The sequence below is a fragment of the Streptomyces sp. TLI_146 genome, from assembly GCF_002846415.1.
Classification (GTDB): Bacteria; Actinomycetota; Actinomycetes; order Streptomycetales; family Streptomycetaceae; genus Streptomyces.
Genome location: NZ_PJMX01000001.1, coordinates 6,694,890 through 6,715,584, shown reverse-complemented (window position 1 = coordinate 6,715,584; position 20,695 = coordinate 6,694,890). Strand labels below are relative to the sequence as shown.

Below are 20,695 nucleotides of genomic sequence, written 5' to 3'. Positions count from 1 at the left end.
CGTTAAGCGCGGACGCTCGCGGTGTTTACGGCATGTTGCGAAGTCCTCACGTCCACCGGACCCCGCAGGCGATAGGCGGAAAACGCGCGCTCGGCGTGGTGGGCGGTCAGCGACCTGGCCCGCTCCGCGTCGCCGCGCGCCACCGCGTCCACGATCGCCCCGTGCTCCGCCCAGCACTCGGCGGGCAGCGCGGGCTGCTCCACCACGTACATCCAGGCGATCTTGTGCCGCAGCTGGGTGAGCAGGGCGATGAGGCCGGGGCTGCCGGAGGACTGGGCGAGCGTCTCGTGGAACCAGACTTCCAGCGAGCGCAGATCCTCGCCCTGGGCCCGCCGGATGCGGTCCTGCCCCAGCCTGACCAGGCCGCGCAGCACCTTGAGATGGGCCTCGGTGCGCCGGGCGGCGGCCCGCGAGGCGGCCAGCGGCTCCAGCATCGCGCGCAGTTCGAGCAGGTCGGCGGCCTCCTGCTCGGTCGGCTCGGCGACACAGGCCCCGGCGTGCCGGCGCGTGGTGACGAACCCCTCGGACTCCAGCGTGCGCAGCGCCTCGCGGACCGGGACGCGCGAGACCCCGTACCGCCGGGCGAGCACTTCCTCGGTGAGCCGGCTGCCGCGCGCGAAGAGCCCCGCGACGATGTCGTCGCGGATTGCCGTGCATACCGATTGCGCCGGAATGCGCATGACCGAACCTCCGCCTTAATCCCCGCGAAACGCGGTCGATCGACGCCTGTTCGGCGACTCTATTCCAGCGGCTGTTAATTCCCGGTGACATGCCGTATGCAATGCATATCTTTTGGCCACGGACGGCTCACCGCGCCCCGGCCACGACGCCGGAGCCCCCCGGCGCGGGTGCGCCGGGGGGCTCCGGTGGAACGTGCGGGGGCGGCCGTCAGACGTTGACGCCGTGCGAGCGCAGATACGCGATCGGGTCGATGTCCGAGCCGTACGACTCGCCGGTGCGGGCCTCGAAGTGGAGGTGCGGGCCGGTGGTGTTGCCGGTGTTGCCGGAGAGGCCGATCTGCTGGCCCGGCTCGACGCGCTGGCCGACGGAGACACCGATGGACGACAGGTGGCCGTACTGGGTGTACGTGCCGTCGTTCATCCGGATGACGATGTTGTTGCCGTAGGCGCCGCCGTAGCCCGCCTCGACGACCGTGCCCAGGCCCACGGCGTGCACCGGGGTGCCCATGCCCGCGTGGAAGTCGATGCCGGTGTGGCTGCCGGAGGACCAGATCGAGCCGCCGGTCTTGTAGCCGGTGGAGACGTAACTGCCGTCGATCGGGGCGACGAAGGAGTTGAGGCGCTTGCGCTCGGCCTCGCGGGCGGCGCGCTCCCTGGCCTCGCGCTCCTCCTTGGCCTTCGCCTCGGCCTTGCGCTTCGCCTCGGCGATGGCGCGGGCCTTGTCGGCGGCGTGCTTCTGGGCGGCGGCCTGGGCGTCGATGCGGTCGGCGAGCGAGTCGCCGATCACGATGGCCTGGGTGATGCCGGTGTCCTCGACGGAGGCGGCGGCGGGAGCGGAGCTCTCGGCGGCCAGGGCCGGGGAGGCGAGGGTGCCCACGACGCCGGCGGTGGCGAGGGTGGCGATGCCCGCGATGTTCGCGCTCTTGCGCGACACGGCGCTCGGACGACGGTGTTTCCCGGTGGCACGGGTGAACGCCATGGAGAGGCGGTGTCCTTTCCTTCCATCTCGCCTACCGGGTTAGCTGACGGGTTCGGAGCTGGAAGGTCTCCTACGGGCCCCTCCGCGGGCGGAGGCGTCCGATTCACCCCAGGGACTGAGTGGGTCCCCGGCTCCCCTGGCTCGCGCCAGTTGGGGACTCGGCGATCGCTGTCCGGTGCCGCGGCTGCGACGGGTGGTGACGGACAGCCGGACTGACGCTAGACGGCTGATCTTTCAATCACCAAACAGACACGTCTTTTTGTAGCGCACGCCACATGACAGACAGGCAACCTCCCCAATAAACCGGACATAAGGGAGGACCCCGGCGGCCACTCGGCCACCGGGGTCCTCACCCGACTCGTCCGCCCGCCTTCGGGCCAGCCCCGGCGGGCGGCTCAATCAGCCTGCCACGACGGTGACTTCACCGATGCCGAGCGCCTTGACCGGCTCCTCGATCTGCGCCGCGTCCCCGACCAGGACGGTCACCAGCCGGTCCACCGGGAAGGCGCTGACGACCGCCGCGGTGGCCTCCACGGTGCCCGTGTCGGCCAGCCGTGCGTACAACTGCGCCTGGAAGTCGTCCGGGAGGTGCTGCTCGACCTGGTCGGCCAGCGTCCCGGCGACGGCGGCCGCCGTCTCGTACTTGAGCGGGGCCACTCCCACCAGGTTCTGCACGGCGGTCTCCCGCTCGGGGTCCGTCAGACCCTCGGCGGCGAGCTTGCGCAGCACCGTCCACAGGTCGTCCAGCGCCGGGCCGGTGTTGGGCGTGTCGACCGAGCCGCTGATGGCGAGCATGGCAGCGCCGGTGCCCTCCGCGCCGGAGCGCAGCACCTGGCCGTAGGCCCGCACTCCGTACGTGTAGCCCTTCTCCTCGCGCAGGACGCGGTCCAGGCGGGAGGTGAGCGTGCCGCCCAGGCAGTACGTCCCGAGAACCTGGGCGGGCCAGACGCGGTCGTGGCGGTCCGGGCCGATCCGGCCGATCAGCAGCTGCGTCTGGACGGCGCCGGGCCGGTCGACGATGACCACGCGGCCGGTGTCGTCGGCGGTGACCGGGGGCATCGGGCGCTCCTGGGCCGGGGTGCCCGTCCAGGCGCCCAGGGTGTCCGCCAGGACCGCGTCCAGGTCGGTGGCGCCCAAGTCGCCCACGATCACCGCGGTGGCCGCCGCCGGACGTACATACGCCTCGTAGAAGGCCCGGACCGCCGCCGCGTCGATCCGCGAGACGGTCTCCTCGGTGCCCTGGCGCGGGCGCGACATGCGCGCGGTGGCCGGGAAGAGCTCGCGGGAGAGCTGCTGGGCGGCGCGGCGGGCCGGGTTGGCCAGCTCGTGCGGGATCTCGTCGAGGCGGTTGCGGACCAGCCGGTCGACCTCCGCGTCGGCGAACGCGGGGGCGCGCAGCGCCTCGGCGAGCAGGCCGAGCGCCTTGGGCAGCCGGGAGACCGGCACCTCGAGGGAGACCCGCACGCCCGGGTGGTCCGCGTGCGCGTCCAGGGTGGCGCCGCAGCGCTCCAGGTCGGCGGCGAACTCCTCGGCGGAGCGCTTGTCGGTGCCCTCGGAGAACGCGCGCGCCATGATCGTGGCGACGCCGTCCAGACCCTCCGGCTCGGCGTCCAGCGGGGCCGCGAGGAAGATCTCGACGGCCACGACCTGCTGGCCGGGGCGGTCGCAGCGCAGCACGGTGAGCCCGTTGGGCAGGGTGGCGCGGCCGGGGGCGGGGAACGCCCAGGGACGCGCGATGCCGGCGGCCGGCTGGGGGTGGAACTGCATGGTCACGCCGGTCTCGCTCACTGCTCTGCTCCCTTGGCGTCGGCGTCGGCCGCGTCGTCTGCTTCGGCGGCGGTCGGCTCGTACACCAGCACCGCCCTGTTGTCCGGGCGCAGGGTGGCCCGGGCCACGTCCCGCACCTCCTCGGCGGTGATGTCGAGCACCCGGTCGACGGCGGTCAGGGCGAGCTGCGGGTCGCCGAACAGCACCGCGTACCGGCACAGTTCGTCGGCGCGGCCCGCGACCGTGCCGAGCCGGTCCAGCCACTCGCGCTCCAGCTGGGCCTGGGCACGCTCCATCTCCTCGGCCGTGGGGCCCTCTTCGGCGAACCGGGCCAGCTCGTCGTCGACGGCCGACTCGATGTCGGGGACCTCGACGCCGCCGGACGTCTTCACGTCCAGCCAGCCGAGCGAGGGCGCGCCGGCCAGCCGCAGCAGGCCGAACCCGGCCGCCACGGCGCTCTGGTCGTGGCGCACCAGGCGGTTGTGCAGCCGGGAGGACTCGCCGCCGCCGAGGACGGTGAGCGCCAAGTCGGCGGCGTCGCACTCGCGCGTGCCGTCGTGCGGCAGCCGGTAGGCGGCCATCAGGGCGCGCGCGGGGACGTCCTCGTGGACGACCTCGCGCAGCTGCTCGCCGATGACGCCGGGCAGCGCGCCGTCGCGCGGCGGCTGCTTGCCGTCGTGGGTCGGGATGGAGCCGAAGTACTTCTCGATCCAGGCGAGCGTCTGCTCGGGGTCGATGTCGCCGACGACGGAGAGGACCGCGTTGTTCGGCGCGTAGTACGTACGGAAGAAGTTCCGCGCGTCCTCAAGGGTCGCCGCGTCCAGGTCGGCCATGGAGCCGATCGGCGTGTGGTGGTACGGGTGGCCCTCGGGGTAGGCGAGCGCGGTGAGCTTCTCGAACGCCGTGCCGTACGGCACGTTGTCGTACCGCTGGCGGCGCTCGTTCTTGACGACGTCGCGCTGGTTCTCCATGGACTCCTCGTCCAGGGCGGAGAGCAGCGAGCCCATACGGTCGGCTTCCAGCCACAGCGCCAGCTCCAGCTGGTGCGTGGGCATGGTCTCGAAGTAGTTGGTGCGCTCGAAGCTGGTGGTGCCGTTGAGCGAGCCGCCGGCCCCCTGCACCAGCTCGAAGTGACCGTTTCCGTGGACCTGGTGCGAGCCCTGGAACATCAGGTGCTCGAAGAGGTGCGCCAGGCCCGTGCGGCCCTTGACCTCGTGGCGGGAACCCACGTCGTACCAGAGGCAGACCGCGGCGACCGGGGTCAGGTGGTCCTCGGAGAGCACCACGCGCAGGCCGTTGGCCAGCCGGTGCTCGGTCGCTGTCAGGCCGCCGGAGCCGGCCTGGGCGGTGGCCGTGTGACCCATGGGCATGTACGTCCCTTCGATCGCGGTGAAGAAGTCCTGCCACTGTATGCAAGCGCACCGACACCTGGCGAAGTTCCCGGGTCGCGGTCGGCGTTGTCAGTGGGACGGTCCACAATGGTCGGCGTCAGCAGCAGACCTTGTTGGTGGTCGCTAAGAAGAACTCGTTGGTGAAGGAGCCGCAGCCGCGATGGCCCGCCGCAGCACGAAGACCCCGCCGCCGGACGATTTCGAGGAGAAGATCCTCGACATCGACGTCGTGGACGAAATGCAGGGCTCCTTTCTCGAGTACGCCTACTCGGTGATCTACTCGCGGGCCCTGCCGGACGCCCGCGACGGCATGAAGCCGGTGCACCGCCGCATCGTCTACCAGATGAACGAGATGGGCCTGCGCCCCGAGCGCGGCTATGTGAAGTGCGCGCGCGTGGTCGGCGAGGTCATGGGCAAGCTCCACCCGCACGGCGACGCGTCGATCTACGACGCGCTGGTGCGGATGGCGCAGCCGTTCTCGATGCGTGTGCCGCTGGTCGACGGCCACGGCAACTTCGGCTCGCTCGGCAACGACGACCCGCCGGCCGCGATGCGCTACACCGAGTGCCGGATGGCCGACGCCACCTCGCTCATGACGGAGTCGATCGACGAGGACACCGTCGACTTCTCCCCGAACTACGACGGCCAGGAGCAGGAGCCGGTGGCCCTGCCCGCCGCGTTCCCGAACCTGCTGGTCAACGGCGCGACGGGGATCGCGGTCGGCATGGCGACCAATATGCCGCCGCACAACCTGGGCGAGGTCATCGCCGCCGCCCGCCATCTGATCCGGCACCCGAACGCGGACCTGGAAGCGCTGATGCGCTTCGTCCCCGGCCCCGACCTGCCGACCGGCGGCCGGATCGTCGGCCTGTCCGGCATCAAGGACGCGTACGAGTCGGGCCGCGGCACCTTCAAGATCCGCGCCAAGGTGGCGGTGGAGAACGTGACGGCCCGCCGCAAGGGCCTGGTCGTCACGGAACTGCCGTTCACGGTCGGCCCGGAGAAGGTGATCTCCAAGATCAAGGACCTGGTCGGCTCGAAGAAGCTCCAGGGCATCGCCGACGTCAAGGACCTCACCGACCGCTCGCACGGTCTGCGCCTGGTCATCGAGGTCAAGAACGGCTTCGTGCCCGAGGCCGTCCTGGAGCAGCTCTACAAGCTGACGCCGATGGAGGAGTCCTTCGGCATCAACAACGTGGCGCTGGTGGACGGCCAGCCGCTCACCATGGGCCTCAAGGAGCTCCTGGAGGTCTACCTCGACCACCGCTTCGAGGTCGTGCGCCGGCGCAGCGAGTACCGCCGCACCAAGCGCCGCGACCGGCTGCACCTGGTGGAGGGCCTCCTCGTCGCGCTCCTCGACATCGACGAGGTCATCCGTCTCATCCGGTCGAGTGACAACTCGGCGCAGGCCAAGCAGCGCCTGATCGAGCACTTCTCGCTCAGCGAGATCCAGACGCAGTACATTCTGGACACCCCGCTGCGCCGCCTCACCAAGTTCGACCGCATCGAGCTGGAGAGCGAGCGCGACCGGCTCACCGGCGAGATCGACGAGCTGACCGGGATCCTGGAGTCCGACACCGAGCTGCGCAAGCTGGTCTCGACCGAACTGGCCGCGGTGGCCAAGAAGTTCGGCACCGAGCGGCGGACGGTCCTCCTTGAGTCGGCGGGCGCGCCGGTCGCGGCGGTGCCCCTGGAGGTCGCGGACGACCCGTGCCGGGTGCTGCTCTCCTCGACGGGCCTGCTGGCGCGTACGGCGAACGCGGAACCGCTCGCGGAGGCCGAGCGGCGCACCAAGCACGACGTGATCGTGTCCGCGGTGCCCGCCACCCAGCGCGGCGACGTCGGCGCGGTCACCTCGGCCGGGCGGCTGCTGCGGCTCGCCGTGATCGACCTGCCGCAGCTGCCGGACACGGCGGCGGCACCCAACCTCTCGGGCGGCGCCCCGGTCTCGGAGTTCCTGTCCCTTGAGGCCGACGAGACGCTGATCTGTCTGACGACGCTGGACGAGTCGTCGCCGGGTCTGGCGATCGGCACCGAGCAGGGCGTGGTCAAGCGCGTGGTGCCCGACTATCCGGCCAACAAGGACGAGCTGGAGGTCATCACCCTCAAGGACGGCGACCGGATCGTGGGCGCGGCGGAGCTGCGCACCGGCGAGGAGGACCTGGTCTTCATCACGGACGACGCCCAGCTGCTGCGCTATCAGGCCTCGCAGGTGCGGCCGCAGGGCCGCCCGGCGGGCGGCATGGCAGGCATCAAGGTCGCCGAGGGCGCCAAGGTGATCTCGTTCACCGTGGTCGACCCGGCGGCGGACGGCGTGGTGTTCACGGTGGCGGGCTCGCGCGGCACGCTGCTCGGGGACTCGGCGGCGACCGTCAAGCTGACGCCGTTCGACCAGTATCCGCGCAAGGGCCGGGCCACCGGCGGGGTGCGCTGCCAGCGGTTCCTGAAGGGCGAGGACATGCTGGTCCTGGCCTGGGCGGGGGCGGCCCCGGCGAAGGCGGCGCAGGCCAACGGCACACCGGTGGAGCTCCCGGAGCCGGACCCGCGCCGGGACGGCTCGGGCACGCCGCTGGGCCACGCGGTGACGGCGCTGGCGGGCCCGGCGTCGTAGCGGACGGTTCGTACGGGGAGGCCCCGGCCGCGGTCAGTCGTCCGCGTCCGGGGCCTCCTCGGCCTCGTCGTGCTGTACGTATCGGAGCACGCCCCACATCGCGGGCTCGTCCTGGACCTCCCCCGGGCCCGCGACCGCCGCCTCCAGTGACTTGCGCAGGCCGTCGGCGTCGGTCCCGGAGCCGATGAGGACGAGCTGGGTGAGGCGCTCCTCGCCGGGCGGCCAGGGCTCCGGGTAGAAGCGCAGGAAGCGGCCGACGGCGTGGACGCCGTAGCGGTTGCGCGGGTCGGCCGCGCCGAAGTCGACGAACCCCTTGATGCGGTAGAGGCCCTCGGGGCGGCTGTCGAGGAAGGCCATCAGCCGGCGCGGGTCCATGGGCGCGGCCGAGGTGAAGGCGACGGACTCGTACGCGGTGTGCAGATGCGCCGCGTGGCCGCACTCGGAGCCGCACACCTCGCCGTGCCCGTGCTCCTCCTCATCGTCCAGCAGGTCCTCGAAGGCGAGCTGGCCGACCCGCTCGGTGCTCGGCCTGCGGTCGAAGAACAGCTCCGGGTCGACGCGGCCGTACACGGACTCGACGACCGACGCTGCCCCGTCGAGCGACGCGCGCAGCCGGTCGAGGCCCGCCCTCGCCACCCGGTCGGTCTTGTTGAGCACCACGAGGTCCGCGACGGCGAGGTGCCGGTCGATCTCGGGGTGCTTCTCGCGGGTCGCCTCGTACTCGGCGGCGTCGACGACCTCGACGAGCCCGCCGTACACCACCCGGGGGTTCCCGCTGGCCAGGACCATCCGCACCAGCTCCTGCGGCTCGGCGAGGCCGCTCGCCTCGATGACGACGACGTCGAGCCGGGCGGCGGGCCGGGTCAGCTTCTCCAGGTAGACGTCGAGCTCGCTCGCGTCGACGGCGCAGCACAGGCAGCCGTTGCCGAGCGACAGCGTCGAATCACCGAGTTGTCCGGCCACGGTCATCGCGTCGATCTCGATGGACCCGAAGTCGTTGACGATCGCCCCGATCCGGGTGCCCCTGCTGGCCCGGAGCAGATGGTTGAGCAGGGTGGTCTTGCCCGAGCCGAGGAAGCCCGCGAGGACGACGACGGGGATCTGCTGGGTCGGACCGGTCGGACTCACGGGGGCCTCTCTCGGACGGGGACGGGGACGTGGGCGGGGCCCGGGGATGCTCCTCGGACCCGCTCCAGGATATTTGGCGCTGGGAACGGGGCGGCCCGGCCGGGGCGGGCCCGGTCCGACGCCCGCCCCCGCGGCGCGTCGCCGCACCCCCGCGCGCCCGAGCGCCCCCGCCCCTGGCCAAAACGCCCGTCCCGCCCTCCCGGCCGCGCGTCGCCCTCAAGGCACGCGGGCAGATTGACTGCCCACACCCGGGAGGTCTCATGACAGGAACCCCGGCCCCGTCCGGCCGGCTCCGCTCCACCGCGAAGTTCGCCCTCTGGACGGCCGCCACGCTCGCCGGAACCGCCCTGGTGAGCGCGGCCGCCGTCCTGGTCAGCGGCTGGCTCATCGACACCGTGCAGCGGCGCGAGGGCGGCCTCGACCGCGCCGAGGGCCGCAGCCAGATCGGCAACTATTTCGGCGCCGCCAGCGCCGTCTTCTCCGGTCTGGCATTCCTCATACTCGTGGTGGCGCTGCTGCTCCAATACCAGGAACTGCGCATGCAGCGGACCGAACTCGCGGACCAGCGCGAGGAACTGACCCAGTCCCGCCAGGAACTCCATCGCAGCGCCGAGGCGAATATGCGTTCCCTGCATGTGCAGCTCACCCGGATGGCCATGGAGGATCCGTCGCTCGCCGCAGTGTGGAACGGCTTTCCGGGTATCCCTCATGAGGAGGAGCGTCAGTATCTGTTCGCCAACCTGACGTTCGGGCACTTGTTGCTCGCCCGCCAGTGGGGAAGCTATTCGGACGACGAACTACGCGTACACGCGAGGTCCTTACGGAGCAGTGAGCCCTATCGTCGCTACTGGGCACTCTCCAGGGACGCGAAATTCGCTCTTCCCGGGGACAGCCACGAAAGGAAACTGGCAGAGCTGATCGATGAGGAGATCAGGACCACGCCGGGGCCGCCCGCTCCCCCACAGTAGTAACAGTCGTACGGGAGAAGAGACATGACCAGCCTGCACAGAACCGGACAGCACGACGGTACGGCGGCGACGGCGGCGCTCGCGGCGGGCGCCGTGGCGCTGGCCGCCGTCCTCAGCCTGGCGCTCGGCGCCGGGTTCCACGCGATCGCCCCGGCGGCCGCCGGGGCCTCCGCCGGCGGCGTCTTCGCCGGGCTCGCGGTCGCCGCGGGGGCGGCCGGACTCGCCCTCCAGCACCGGCTGCTGGCCCGCCGGATCACCCTCACCCACCAGCACCGGCTCCACTTCGACCTGCTCAGCAAGGCCATGGACGACCCCGAACTGGCAGCGGTCCTGGACACGTTCGAAGGGGACGTACCGCCGGTCAAACAGCGGCAGTTCCTCTACGCGAACGCCCTCTACAGCAATGTGCTGCACGCGTACCGGACCGGTTCGACGAGTGAGAGCGAGATCGGCGGACATCTGCGGGTCATCTGCCGCAGTCCTATTTTCCGCGAATACTGGGAGTCCACCCGGCAGCACCGGAACGCGCTCCAGGAGGACTCCCAGGAGGCACGCCTCGGCCGCCGCGTGGACGAGATCGTGCGAAACATCAGCAAGTTGAGGTAATTGTCACCAATTCCGTATGCGCACACCGCCACAGCCGCGAGTCTGGTTGTCTGTCCTAAGTCCTAGACTCCTCCGAGCCATTGGAACGGTCCCTTGGTGACAATCGTGCGCAGGGTCGGTGCCTCCCCACGGGAACGCGGCAGCCTGTCGGGGCAGACATGCCCGGACATCTTCGAGTTGAGCGACGGCAGGTTCGCGGTCATCGGTACGGACATGACCGAGTACTTGGACGGCAAGCTGCCGAGCGACGCCGCCCGGGCCGAATACGAGCGGATCGTCGCGATCTCCCGCGAAACGCTGGTGCGCGCCAAGGCGGACATCCCGGAGGTATAAGGCACCGATAGATAGAGATAAGGGCCGGATAAAGAATCCACGCCCGCAGCCAGACGGTCGGCGGCGCCCACGATGCGAACAGATTTGCGAACAGATTCGGAATGCGTCGCGGAGCCGTCTACCGTGCATACGCATGAGTGCCGTCCCCAGCACGCCCCCACCCGGACGGCGGCGGTTCGGCTGGCCGCAGCGCGTCTTCTCCCAGGTGCTGCTGATGCAGCTGGCGATCGCCGCCGGTGTCACCGTGCTCGCGACCGGCCTGTTCCTCGCCCCGCTCAGCCACCAGCTCGACGACCAGGCGATGCGCCGGGCCCTCGCCATCGCCCAGTCGACGGCCGCCCAGCCGCAGGTCGCGGCGGACCTGGTCGCGTCCCCGCCCGCCGCCGACGGCCCCGTCCAGCGCGAGGCCGAGCGGATCCGCCGGGCCACCGGCGCCGAGTACGTGGTGGTCATGGACCGGCACGGGGTGCGCTGGTCGCACACCGACGGCCGGCAGATCGGCAAGGTCGTCTCCACCGACCCCAGCGAGGCGCTGGCGGGCGAGGAGGTCATGGAGATCGACAGCGGCACCCTGGGCCGCTCGGCGCGCGGCAAGGTGCCGCTGCGGGACTCCGACGGCGCGATCGTGGGGGCGGTCTCGGTCGGGATCGAGTACGACAGCGTGCGCGCCAGACTGCTCGCCGCCATCCCCGGGCTGCTCGCCTACGCGGGCGGCGCCCTCGCGGCGGGGGCGCTCGCCGCGTATCTGATCTCCCGCCGGATCCAGAAGCAGACCCGTGACCTGGCCTTCTCCGATATCTCGGCGCTGCTCGCGGAGCGCGAGGCGATGCTCCACTCGATCCGCGAGGGCGTGGTGGCGCTCGACCGGACCGGCCGGATCCGGCTGCTCAACGACGAGGCCCAGCGGTTGCTCGGCGTCGGCCCCGAGGCCGCGGGCCGCCCGCTGGACGAGGTGCTCGGCACCGGCCGGACGACCGATGTGCTCGCGGGCCGCGTCACGGGCACCGACCTGCTGACCGTACGCGGCCACCGCGTCCTGGTCGCCAACCGCATGCCGACCGACGACGGCGGCGCCGTCGCCACCCTGCGGGACCGCACCGAGCTGGAGCGCCTGGGCCGCGAGCTGGACTCCACCCACGGCCTCATCGACGCCCTGCGCGCCCAGGACCACGAGCACGCCAACCGGCTGCACACCCTGCTCGGCCTGCTGGAGCTGGGGATGCACGAGGAGGCGGTCGAGTTCATCACCGAGGTCGTCGGGGTGCACCGGACGACCGCCGAGCAGGTCACCGAGAAGGTCCGCGACCCGCTGCTCGCGGCGATGCTGGTCGGCAAGGCCACCGTGGCGGCCGAGCGCGCGGTCGCCCTGCGCATCACCCCGGACAGCCTGCTCCCCGACCGGCTGGTCGACCCGCACGGGCTCGTCACCGTCGTCGGGAACCTCGTGGACAACGCGCTGGACGCGGCCGCCGGCACTTCGGACGCCTCGGTCGGGGTGACCCTGCGCGCCGAGGGGCGTACGGCCGTACTGCGGGTCGTCGACAGCGGCCCCGGCGTCCCCGACGACCAGCGCGAACTGATCTTCACCGAGGGCTGGTCCACCAAGGCCCTGCCCGCCCACGGCAAGCGGGGCCTGGGGCTCGCCCTGGTCCGGCGGTTCGCCGAGCGGCAGGGCGGCCACGCGCGCGTGGCGACGGGTCCGGACGGCGGCGCCGAGTTCACCGTGGTCCTGCCGGAGGCGCTGAGCGAGGCGCTGGACGGGGATGCGAACGGGGCCGTACCGCGTGACGATCCGAACGGGACCGCGCCGTCTGCGCATCCGCACGGCACCGTACTGCCTGGGGAGGCGCGATGATCGACGTCCTCGTCGTGGACGACGACCGTCGGGTCGCCGACATCAATGCCGCGTACGCCGAGAAGGTTCCCGGTTTCCGGGTGGTGGCGAAGGCGCATTCGGCCGCGGAGGCGCTCGCGGTCATCGCCGAGCGCCCCGTCGATCTGGTCCTGCTCGACCACTATCTGCCGGACGAGAACGGCCTCGCCGTCGTACGTGAGCTGCGTAGGCTCGGCCACCACACCGACGTGATCATGGTGACGGCCGCCCGCGACGTGAGCACCGTCCAGGCCGCGATGCGCCAGGGGGCGCTCCAGTACCTCGTCAAGCCGTTCAACTTCGCGGGGCTGCGCACCAAGCTGGAGGCGTACGCGGCGCTGCGCCGCACCCTCGACAGCGGCGGCGAGGCCGAACAGGCCCAGGTGGACCGGATCTTCGGCGCCCTCTCGGTCTCGGCCGAGCCCGACCTGCCGAAGGGCCACTCCCCCTCCACCGCCGAACTGCTGCGCCAGGTGCTGCTCGCGGCCGACGGCCCGCTCTCGGCGCAGGAGATCGCGGAGCGGGCGGGGGTGAGCCGGCAGACGGCCCAGCGCTATCTGAAGCTCCTGGAGCGGGCGGGCCGGGTGCGGCTCGGTCTGCGCTACGGCGAGACCGGCCGCCCCGAGCACCGCTACGAGTGGGCGACCGGCCGCTGACACCGGGTTCCGGGCGTCTCAGCCCTTCGGACCAGGTCGACCGGATCTTCGGGGCGCTGCGGACCGCCGCGACCGCCCCCGGGCTGCCCAGCGGCCACTCGGAGCCCACGGCGGAGCTGATCCGCGAGGTGCTGCACCACGCGGACCATCCGCTCTCGGCCCATGAGGTGGCGGGCCGCACCGGCCTCAGCCGCTCCACCGCCCAGCGCTACCTCCGGCTCCTGGAGCAGTCCGGCCGCCTCCGCCTGACTCTGCGGTACGGGGAGACGGGCCGCCCGGAACACCGGTACGCCTGGGCGGTGTGAGGGCGGGACCGGGACCGGCGGACATCCGGCGGACGACGGACGTGTGGCCCTGACCTCGGGAGGATCGATCCTGCCGATGGCTAGACCGCGCCCGCCCCCGTCAGCGACCGCACCTCCGTCTCCGCGTGGCGGGCCTCGTCCGGCGGCTCGGGCGAGGTCACCGTGCCCAGCCACCCGGCCAGGAAGCCCAGCGGGATGGAGACGAGTCCCGGGTTCTCCAGCGGGAAGAACTGGAAGTCCACCCCGGGGAACAGCGCGTGCGGCCCGCCGGAGACCACCGGCGACAGCACCACCAGGACCAGCGCCGGGACCAGCCCGCCGTAGACCGACCAGACCGCGCCCCGGGTGGTGAAGTTCCGCCAGAACAGCGTGTAGAGCAGCACCGGCAGATTGGCCGAGGCCGCCACCGCGAAGGCCAGCCCGACCAGGAACGCCACGTTCAGATCCCGGGCCAGCAGCCCCAGGCCGATGGCGACCGCCCCGATCCCGGCGGCGGCGACCCGGGCCACCGCCACCTCGCTGTGCTGCTTGGCGTGGCGCCGCCGCAGCGAGGCGTACAGGTCATGGGCGACCGAGGCGGAGGAGGCGAGGGTGATCCCGGCGACGACGGCGAGGATGGTCGCGAAGGCGACCGCCGCCACGACCGCGAAGAGAACCGTTCCGCCTGTGGAGCCCGCGCCGCCGCCCAGATCGAGCGCCAGCAGCGGTACGGCCGTGTTCCCCGCCGCGTTCGCGGATTTCACCTCGGCGGAGCCCACCACGGCGGCCGCGCCGAAGCCGAGCACGATGGTCATCAGATAGAAGCCGCCGATGAGACCGATCGCCCAGACCACCGAGCGGCGCGCGGCCCGGGCGGTCGGCACCGTGTAGAAGCGGGAGAGGATGTGCGGCAGCCCCGCCGTACCGAGCACCAGGGCCAGGCCCAGGCTGATGAAGTCCAGCCGCGCGGTCCAGCCGCCGCCGTATCTGAGCCCCGGGGAGAGGAACTCCTTTCCGTGGCCGCTCCGCTCGGCCGCCGTGTTGAGCAGCAGGTTGACGTCTCCGTGGAAGCGCATCAGCACCAGCACGGTGAGCGTGACCGCTCCGGCCATGAGGAGGACGGCCTTCACGATCTGGATCCAGGTGGTCGCCCGCATCCCGCCGAGCGACACATAGACCACCATCAGCGCGCCCACGCCGATGACGGTCCACGAGCGGGCCGCGCCGCTGGAGCCGCCGAGCAGCAGCGCCACCAGACTGCCCGCGCCGACCATCTGCGCCACCAGATAGAGAACGGACACGGTCACCGAGGAAGTTCCCGCCGCGATCCGCACCGGGCGCTCGCTCATCCGGGCGGCGATCACATCGGCGAGGGTGAACCGCCCGCAGTTGCGGACCAGTTCGGCCACCAGCAGCAGCACCACCAGCCAGGCCACCAGGAACCCGACGGAGTAGAGCATCCCGTCGTACCCGAACAGCGCGATGAGTCCGGAGATGCCCAGGAACGAGGCGGCCGACATGTAGTCGCCCGCGATGGCGAAACCGTTCTCCATGGGAGAGAACAGCCGCCCGCCCGCGTAGAACTCCTCCGCCGAGCCGCGCCGGTTACGGCTCACCCAGGTGGTGATCGCCAGCGTCGCCGCCACGAACGCGCTGAACAGCAGCAGCGCCAGCGCCTGATGGTCCCTGCCGGCGCTCACCTGGCCATCCCCCGCGTCATCTCCTGGGTTTCCCAGCGCAGTTCGAGCGCGGCCCGGTCCCGGCGCAGCCGCGCATGACGGGCGTACGCCCAGGTCAGCAGGAAGGTGGAGAGGAACTGTCCGAGCCCGGCGACCATGGCCACATTGACCGCCCCGACGACTTGACGCGCCATCAGCTCAGGTGCGGTGGTCGCGGCGACGACATACGCGATGTACCAGGCGAGGAACGCCAGCGCGGCCGGGATCACGAACCTGCGGTAGCGGGCGCGCACCTCCTGGAAGGCGGCGCTGTGCTGCACCTCCAGATAGATGTCGGCCGCGCTGTGCCCCGGTTCCGGCTCGGCCGCCCGCTGCCGCGGCGGGGCGAACGCGGGCACCGTGCCGTCCAGTTCGCCCCACCCGGAGGCGAGCGCGTCGTACCAGGGGTCGTCGATCCGCCCCGCCGCCGGGTCGTGCCGTTCCTGTCTCTCCACCGAACAACACTCCTTGTCCACGGCCCTGTTCGGCCGCGTGCCCAAGGATGGGCAGAGGGGACGCCCCCGCAACTCTTCAACGCCCCCTCTTCACCCCATTAGGTGATGGCCGGACCCGGTGGCCGGGTGAGGCCGTGCTGGTACGCGTACCGCACGGCCTGCGCCCGGTCCCGGGCTCCCGTCTTGGCGAAGATGTTGTTGATGTGCGTCTTCACCGTCGCCGTGGAGATGTGCAGCGCACGGGAGATCTCCGGGTTGGACAGGCCCTCCGCGACCAGGCCGAGCACCTCGCCCTCGCGGCCGGTGAGCCCGTCGGGCAGCACCGGCGGCGCGGCCGCGGGCGGTGGCGCCGTCACCCGTTCGAGCAGCCGCCGTTGCACCGAGGGCGCCAGACCGGCCTGTCCGGCCAGCACGTCCTGTATCGCCCTGACGATCTCGTCGCCGCCCGCGTCCTTGGTCAGATACCCGCGCGCCCCGGCCTGCAGCGCCGGGAAGAGCGAGTCGTCGTCCGCGTACGTCGTCAGGATCACCACCTGCGTCCCCGGATACGCGGAGCGGATGCGGCGGGTGGCCTCGGCCCCGTCGCAGCGCGGCATCCGCAGGTCCATCAGGACGACGTCCGGGGCCACTTCGGCGACCAGCGCGACCGCCTCCTCGCCGTCCCTGGCCGCGCCCACCACCTCGACCCCGGGCAGCAGCCCGAGGAGCATTACGATCCCCTCGCGCACCACCGACTGGTCGTCCGCCACGACCACGCGGATCGCGCGGCCCCCGCTTCCGGTCCCGCCCTCGGGCCCGGTACCTCCCACCGCCACACCGCCCCCTTCGCCGGTCATGCCGGCACCCTCAGCCTCACCACGAAGCCCTCCTCCTCCGGTCCCGCCTCCAGGGTCCCGCCGAGCAGTTCGGCGCGCTCCCTCATCCCCAGCAGACCGTATCCGGAACCGCTCACCGCCAGTTCCTCGGCGACCCGGCCGCCACCCGAATCCCGTACCTCCAGGGCCACTTCGTCCGGCAGATACTCCAGCCGGACGGCCACCGCGGCGCCCGGCGCGTGCTTGCGCACATTCGTCAGGGCCTCCTGCGCCACCCGCCGCACCGCCTGGGACGCCTCGGCCGTCAACGGCCGCCGGTCCCCCGCCACTTCGACCCCGGCCGGGCCGCCGGGCCCGCCGCCGTCGACGAGCGTGTGCAGGAAGTCCTCGACCGGCGTGATCTCGCCGCGCAGGGCGGAGAGCGCCTGCCGGGTCTCGGCCAGGCCGTCCCGCGCCATCGACCGGGCGGCGACCACCCGCTCCAGGATCCGGTCCCGGAAGTCCCCGGCGGCCTCGCGCTCGATCATCAGCCGGGCCGCCTCCAGATGCACCAGCTGCGCGGAGAGGCTGTGCGCCAGCACGTCGTGGATCTCGCGGGCGATCCTGGCCCGCTCGGCGAGCGCGGCCGACTCGGCCTCGGCGGCGCGGGCGGCCCGCTCCTGGGCGAGCAGCCGCTGGGCGCTGCCCCGGGCCTCCGCGTCCAGCCGCAGCACGTATCCGGCGAGACCGAGTCCCCCGGTGGTGAGGGCGGTGGTCAGCCAGTTGTCGGTGTTCACCACCGCGTACGCCCCGAGGGCCACCGCCGTGCAGGGGACGGCGGCGCACAGCGGGAGGCGCTCCAGGGCCGAGAGCGCGCAGCCGCACCACACGATGATCGCGAAGACGGGCCAGTCGGTCCGCTGCGCCACCAGCGCCGACGCCATCAGCAGCGCGAGCAGCCCCAGCGAGGGCCACAGCCGGTGGGCGAGCGTCTGCTGCCAGAACGCCCGGGCCAGCACCACCATGACCAGCACCATGGCGACGCCCGCCGCCCAGGCCCAGCCGTCGCGCCCCTTCTCGCTGATCGCGGTCCACAGCATCCCGCCGAGCAGCAGCGCGCGCACGCCCCACATGATGCCCAGCCGTGCGCGGCTGAGCCCCTCGCGGGAGAGCGCCTCCCGCGAGGGCCAGGTGAACCAGACGTCGGTGGTCACACGCGGTCCTTCCACAGCGGCCGGGCCGGGCTGTCGCCGGCAACACCGTACGACGCGGGCAGTGACTGGGTCCGCCACACCAGGATGCCGCTGCGGACCAGGAGCGAGGCCGCGAGGCCGAGGAGCAGCGCGCCCGTGCCCATCCGTATCCCGGCCAGGGCGCCGATGCCGGCGAGCCCCGCCCGGACGGCGATGCCCACGGCCCAGACGGCCGCCGTCGCCCTGGTGCCCTTGGTCCACACCGAGCCGTCCGCCTCGGTCCACAGCTTGCTGGTCCAGCCCCAAGCCGCGCCCATGAGCAGCCCGGTCGCGACCTCCGTGCCGAGCAGCAGCACCGAGGCCAGGTGGTGGTCCGGGTCGACCAGGCCCTTTTCCCGTATCGCCAGGTACACCAGGACCGCCGGGACGAGCCACCAGCGCTTGGCGTCGGCCAGCTGCTGGGGCCGCACCTGACGCGAGACGATCAGCGCGACGACGGCCACCGCCACCAGCACATTCACGAGCGCGGACATCTGGGCCTCCGGAACTACGACGGCAGGACTTCCCTACGCCATCGAAGTTACGGAAACGGGCTGGTCAGACACATCGGAGCAGGGGTTGATCGTGGGTGGAGCTCTCGGCTCCACCCACGGGTGGACGCGCCACCCCGGTGCCCCGGAACGCCCGGGCGGGCCCGGTCATCCCGGCCGGACCCGCCGCGGCTACGCGTCGATGCGCGAGCGGTCCAGCGTCGCCGCCGAGCTGGTGATGAACTCCTTGCGCGGCGCCACCTCGTTGCCCATCAGCAGATCGAAGACCTGCTCGGAGGCCTCCAGGTCGCCGATGTTGATCCGGCGCAGGGTGCGGAAGCGCGGGTCCATCGTGGTCTCCGCCAGCTGGTCGGCGTCCATCTCGCCGAGGCCCTTGTAGCGCTGGATGGAGTCCTTGTACCGGATGTTCTTGCGCTGGAACTCCAGCAGGGTCTGGCGCAGCTCGTTGTCCGAGTACGTGTACACGTACTTGTCCTGGCCCTTCTTGGGCTGGACCAGCTCGATCCGGTGCAGCGGCGGGACGGCGGCGAAGACCCGGCCCGCCTCGACCATCGGGCGCATGTAGCGCTGGAAGAGCGTCAGCAGCAGGATGCGGATGTGGGCGCCGTCGACATCGGCGTCGACCAGCAGGACGATCTTGCCGTAGCGGGCCGCGTCGATGTCGAAGGTGCGGCCCGAGCCCGCTCCTATGACCTGGATGATCGCCCCGCACTCGGCGTTCTTGAGCATGTCCGAGACGGACGCCTTCTGAACGTTGAGGATCTTGCCGCGGATCGGCAGCAGCGCCTGGAACTCCGAGTTCCGGGCGAGCTTGGCGGTACCGAGGGCCGAGTCGCCCTCGACGATGAAAAGCTCGCTGCGCTCCACGTCGTCGCTGCGGCAGTCGGCCAGCTTGGCCGGCAGCGAGGAGGACTCCAGGGCGGTCTTGCGCCGCTGCGCCTCCTTGTGCTGGCGGGCCGCGATCCGGGTCCGGGCGGCCGCGACGATCTTCTCCATCACGGCGCGGGCCTGCTGCTTGTCATCCCGCTTGGTGGAGGTCAGGAACGCCTTGAGCTCCTTGGCGACCACATTGGCGACGATCCGGTTGGCCGCCGAGGTGCCGAGCACCTCCTTGGTCTGGCCCTCGAACTGCGGCTCGGCGAGACGGACGGTGACCACCGCCGTCAGGCCCTCCATGGCGTCGTCCTTGACGACGTCGTCCTCGGCGACGCGCAGCAGCTTGGCCGAGCGCAGCACCTCGTTGACGGTCTTGGCGACCGAGCGCTCGAAGCCGGTGACATGGGTGCCGCCCTTGGGGGTGGCGATGATGTTCACGAACGACTTCAGGTTCGTGTCGTATCCCGTGCCCCAGCGCAGTGCGATGTCCACGGCGAGCTCACGGGTGACCTCGGTCGGGGTCATGTGGCCGCGCTCGTCCAGGACCGGGACGGTCTCCTTGAAGGTGCCCTGGCCGGTGAGCCGCAGCACGTCGCAGACGGCCTTGTCCTGCGCCAGGTACTCGCAGAACTCGCTGATCCCGCCGTCGAAGCGGAACGTCTCTTCCGTCTTCCCCTCGCCGTCCAGGCCGCGCTCGTCGCGGACGACGATGGTCAGGCCGGGGACCAGGAAGGCGGTCTGACGCGCGCGCTGGTGGAGCGTCTCCAGGGAGAGCTTCGCGTCCTTGAGGAAGATCTGGCGGTCCGCCCAGTAGCGGATGCGCGTGCCGGTGCGGGTCTTGGGCACCCGCTTGCCCTTGAGCAGCCCGCTCGACGGGTCGAAGGGGGCGTCGGGGCCCTGCTCGGTGAACATGCCGGGGGTGCCGCGCCGGAAGCTGATGGAGTGCGTCGCGCTGTTGCGGTCGACCTCGACGTCGAGGCGGGCCGAGAGCGCGTTGACCACGGACGCGCCCACGCCGTGCAGACCGCCGGAGGCGGCGTAGGAGCCGCCGCCGAACTTGCCGCCCGCGTGCAGCTTGGTCATGACGACCTCGACGCCCGACAGACCGGTCTTGGGCTCGACGTCGACCGGGATGCCCCGGCCGTTGTCCCGCACCTCGACCGAGCCGTCGTCGTGCAGGATCACCTCGATGAAGTCGCAGTACCCGCCCAGGGCCTCGTCGACCGAGTTGTCGATGATCTCCCAGAGGCAGTGCATCAGGCCGCGGCTGTCGGTCGAGCCGATGTACATGCCGGGGCGCTTGCGGACCGCTTCGAGGCCTTCAAGGACGAGCAGGTGCCGCGCGGTGTAGTTGGAGCCGTCCCGGTCGGCGCCGGACAGCAGCGCAGTGGACGGAACGGACGTCTCGGCGGTCACGCAGTTCGCTCCTCGCTGAATTTCCATACGCCCCCGATGGGTAGGGGGCCGGCGTCGGTCGCCGGTCAGAGGGTACCGAGGCCTGGTAGAGCCGTTGTCACGCCACCCTCGGCAATACTCATGCTAGTCCAGTCTCGTATGCATGTTCGATCCCTCGTTGGGGTGATGCGGATATCACGTTCCCATCCAGGCATGAACCATTTAGGCTCCGGGCACGTCCTCATGAACAACCGGCAACCCCGCCGGGAGGACCAAACGAGACAAGCAACGCGAAACCGTAAAGCAACGCAATACGGCTCATTCGCCGCCAACCGGCAGCAGACAGCCACCTTGACCAAGAAGTTTCGAGGAAAAGGCACGAGCGGGAACGTTTTCGGCCTGGTTGGATGTTGACCCTGGTACGACAGCTCGTCGAG

At 71.6% G+C, this 20,695-nt stretch carries 17 protein-coding genes, 1 pseudogene and 1 riboswitch; of the genes and pseudogenes, 7 read left to right on the top strand and 11 right to left on the bottom strand.

All coding sequences use genetic code 11. The features are described 5' to 3' along the window. Nucleotides 1-2: 2 nt before the first annotated feature. The 4 genes from BX283_RS30010 to BX283_RS29995 form a co-directional block, all read right to left on the bottom strand. Nucleotides 3-680 (bottom strand): GntR family transcriptional regulator, encoded by a 678-nt coding sequence (locus tag BX283_RS30010; RefSeq protein ID WP_101390587.1) that lies wholly within the window; start codon nt 678-680, stop codon nt 3-5. A gap of 208 nt (nt 681-888) precedes the next feature. Further along, entirely contained in the window at nt 889-1,659 is a 771-nt protein-coding gene (locus tag BX283_RS30005; RefSeq protein ID WP_101390586.1) for a M23 family metallopeptidase, read from the bottom strand. 13 nt (nt 1,660-1,672) lie between these two features. Continuing rightward, nucleotides 1,673-1,833: riboswitch (cyclic di-AMP (ydaO/yuaA leader) on the bottom strand. A gap of 225 nt (nt 1,834-2,058) precedes the next feature. After that, nucleotides 2,059-3,426: a M16 family metallopeptidase gene (locus tag BX283_RS30000; protein WP_373979642.1), complete on the bottom strand. Its 1,368-nt coding sequence runs from the start codon at nt 3,424-3,426 to the stop codon at nt 2,059-2,061. A 17-nt stretch (nt 3,427-3,443) separates the two neighbouring features. Then, nucleotides 3,444-4,796 carry a pitrilysin family protein gene (locus tag BX283_RS29995; protein ID WP_101390584.1) on the bottom strand — a complete coding sequence of 451 codons (1,353 nt, stop codon included), beginning with the start codon at nt 4,794-4,796 and terminating at the stop codon, nt 3,444-3,446. 181 nt (nt 4,797-4,977) lie between these two features. Between BX283_RS29995 and BX283_RS29990 the strand changes: the two genes are divergently transcribed. Next, a complete protein-coding gene (locus BX283_RS29990; protein WP_101390583.1) occupies nt 4,978-7,428 on the top strand; it encodes a DNA topoisomerase (ATP-hydrolyzing) subunit A in 2,451 nt (816 codons plus the stop codon). A 33-nt stretch (nt 7,429-7,461) separates the two neighbouring features. Here BX283_RS29990 and BX283_RS29985 read toward each other — a convergent pair whose 3' ends face one another. Next, nucleotides 7,462-8,556 (bottom strand): GTP-binding protein, encoded by a 1,095-nt coding sequence (locus BX283_RS29985; RefSeq protein WP_257583931.1) that lies wholly within the window; start codon nt 8,554-8,556, stop codon nt 7,462-7,464. A gap of 260 nt (nt 8,557-8,816) precedes the next feature. On the opposite strand from BX283_RS29985, the gene BX283_RS29980 reads away from it, so the two are divergent. The 6 genes and pseudogenes from BX283_RS29980 to BX283_RS29955 all read left to right on the top strand — a co-directional run. Next, entirely contained in the window at nt 8,817-9,524 is a 708-nt protein-coding gene (locus tag BX283_RS29980; protein WP_101390582.1) for a DUF6082 family protein, read from the top strand. Between the two features lie 24 nt (nt 9,525-9,548). Continuing rightward, complete coding sequence (locus BX283_RS29975) at nt 9,549-10,130, top strand: DUF6082 family protein (RefSeq protein WP_101390581.1); 582 nt, start codon at nt 9,549-9,551, stop codon at nt 10,128-10,130. Between the two features lie 96 nt (nt 10,131-10,226). Next, nucleotides 10,227-10,463 carry a hypothetical protein gene (locus BX283_RS29970; protein ID WP_101390580.1) on the top strand — a complete coding sequence of 79 codons (237 nt, stop codon included), beginning with the start codon at nt 10,227-10,229 and terminating at the stop codon, nt 10,461-10,463. A 133-nt stretch (nt 10,464-10,596) separates the two neighbouring features. Continuing rightward, entirely contained in the window at nt 10,597-12,318 is a 1,722-nt protein-coding gene (locus tag BX283_RS29965; protein WP_101390579.1) for a sensor histidine kinase, read from the top strand. After that, nucleotides 12,315-12,992 carry a response regulator gene (locus tag BX283_RS29960; protein ID WP_101390578.1) on the top strand — a complete coding sequence of 226 codons (678 nt, stop codon included), beginning with the start codon at nt 12,315-12,317 and terminating at the stop codon, nt 12,990-12,992. The genes BX283_RS29965 and BX283_RS29960 overlap by 4 nt, the downstream gene beginning before the upstream one ends. 29 nt (nt 12,993-13,021) lie before the next feature. Next, nucleotides 13,022-13,297, top strand: a pseudogene (locus BX283_RS29955) (helix-turn-helix domain-containing protein); the annotation flags it as partial. Nucleotides 13,298-13,377: 80 nt separating this feature from the next. On the opposite strand, the gene BX283_RS29950 reads toward BX283_RS29955, so the two are convergent. From BX283_RS29950 to BX283_RS29925, 6 genes are all read right to left on the bottom strand, one after another. Next, nucleotides 13,378-14,976, bottom strand: coding sequence for a cation acetate symporter (locus BX283_RS29950; protein ID WP_101390577.1), 1,599 nt, complete (start codon nt 14,974-14,976; stop codon nt 13,378-13,380). Next, complete coding sequence (locus BX283_RS29945) at nt 14,973-15,449, bottom strand: DUF485 domain-containing protein (RefSeq protein ID WP_257583930.1); 477 nt, start codon at nt 15,447-15,449, stop codon at nt 14,973-14,975. Before BX283_RS29945 ends, BX283_RS29950 begins: the two co-directional genes overlap by 4 nt. A gap of 98 nt (nt 15,450-15,547) precedes the next feature. Then, nucleotides 15,548-16,159, bottom strand: coding sequence for a response regulator transcription factor (locus tag BX283_RS29940; protein WP_257584410.1), 612 nt, complete (start codon nt 16,157-16,159; stop codon nt 15,548-15,550). A gap of 122 nt (nt 16,160-16,281) precedes the next feature. Continuing rightward, nucleotides 16,282-17,457: a sensor histidine kinase gene (locus BX283_RS29935; RefSeq protein ID WP_101390574.1), complete on the bottom strand. Its 1,176-nt coding sequence runs from the start codon at nt 17,455-17,457 to the stop codon at nt 16,282-16,284. Continuing rightward, nucleotides 17,454-17,969 carry a CcdC protein domain-containing protein gene (locus tag BX283_RS29930; protein WP_101390573.1) on the bottom strand — a complete coding sequence of 172 codons (516 nt, stop codon included), beginning with the start codon at nt 17,967-17,969 and terminating at the stop codon, nt 17,454-17,456. Before BX283_RS29930 ends, BX283_RS29935 begins: the two co-directional genes overlap by 4 nt. A 189-nt stretch (nt 17,970-18,158) precedes the next feature. Then, complete coding sequence (locus BX283_RS29925) at nt 18,159-20,279, bottom strand: type IIA DNA topoisomerase subunit B (RefSeq protein ID WP_101390572.1); 2,121 nt, start codon at nt 20,277-20,279, stop codon at nt 18,159-18,161. Nucleotides 20,280-20,695: the final 416 nt, after the last annotated feature.

What these genes read in the sequence shown, in the direction of transcription:
- BX283_RS30010 (WP_101390587.1), bottom strand. Translation starts at nt 680, where the DNA reads ATGCGCATTCCGGCGCAATCGGTATGCACGGCAATCCGCGACGACATC.
- BX283_RS30005 (WP_101390586.1), bottom strand. Translation starts at nt 1,659, where the DNA reads ATGGCGTTCACCCGTGCCACCGGGAAACACCGTCGTCCGAGCGCCGTG.
- BX283_RS30000 (WP_373979642.1), bottom strand. Translation starts at nt 3,426, where the DNA reads ATGCAGTTCCACCCCCAGCCGGCCGCCGGCATCGCGCGTCCCTGGGCG.
- BX283_RS29995 (WP_101390584.1), bottom strand. Translation starts at nt 4,796, where the DNA reads ATGCCCATGGGTCACACGGCCACCGCCCAGGCCGGCTCCGGCGGCCTG.
- BX283_RS29990 (WP_101390583.1), top strand. Translation starts at nt 4,978, where the DNA reads ATGGCCCGCCGCAGCACGAAGACCCCGCCGCCGGACGATTTCGAGGAG.
- BX283_RS29980 (WP_101390582.1), top strand. Translation starts at nt 8,817, where the DNA reads ATGACAGGAACCCCGGCCCCGTCCGGCCGGCTCCGCTCCACCGCGAAG.
- BX283_RS29975 (WP_101390581.1), top strand. Translation starts at nt 9,549, where the DNA reads ATGACCAGCCTGCACAGAACCGGACAGCACGACGGTACGGCGGCGACG.
- BX283_RS29965 (WP_101390579.1), top strand. Translation starts at nt 10,597, where the DNA reads ATGAGTGCCGTCCCCAGCACGCCCCCACCCGGACGGCGGCGGTTCGGC.
- BX283_RS29960 (WP_101390578.1), top strand. Translation starts at nt 12,315, where the DNA reads ATGATCGACGTCCTCGTCGTGGACGACGACCGTCGGGTCGCCGACATC.
- BX283_RS29940 (WP_257584410.1), bottom strand. Translation starts at nt 16,159, where the DNA reads ATGCTCCTCGGGCTGCTGCCCGGGGTCGAGGTGGTGGGCGCGGCCAGG.
- BX283_RS29930 (WP_101390573.1), bottom strand. Translation starts at nt 17,969, where the DNA reads ATGTCCGCGCTCGTGAATGTGCTGGTGGCGGTGGCCGTCGTCGCGCTG.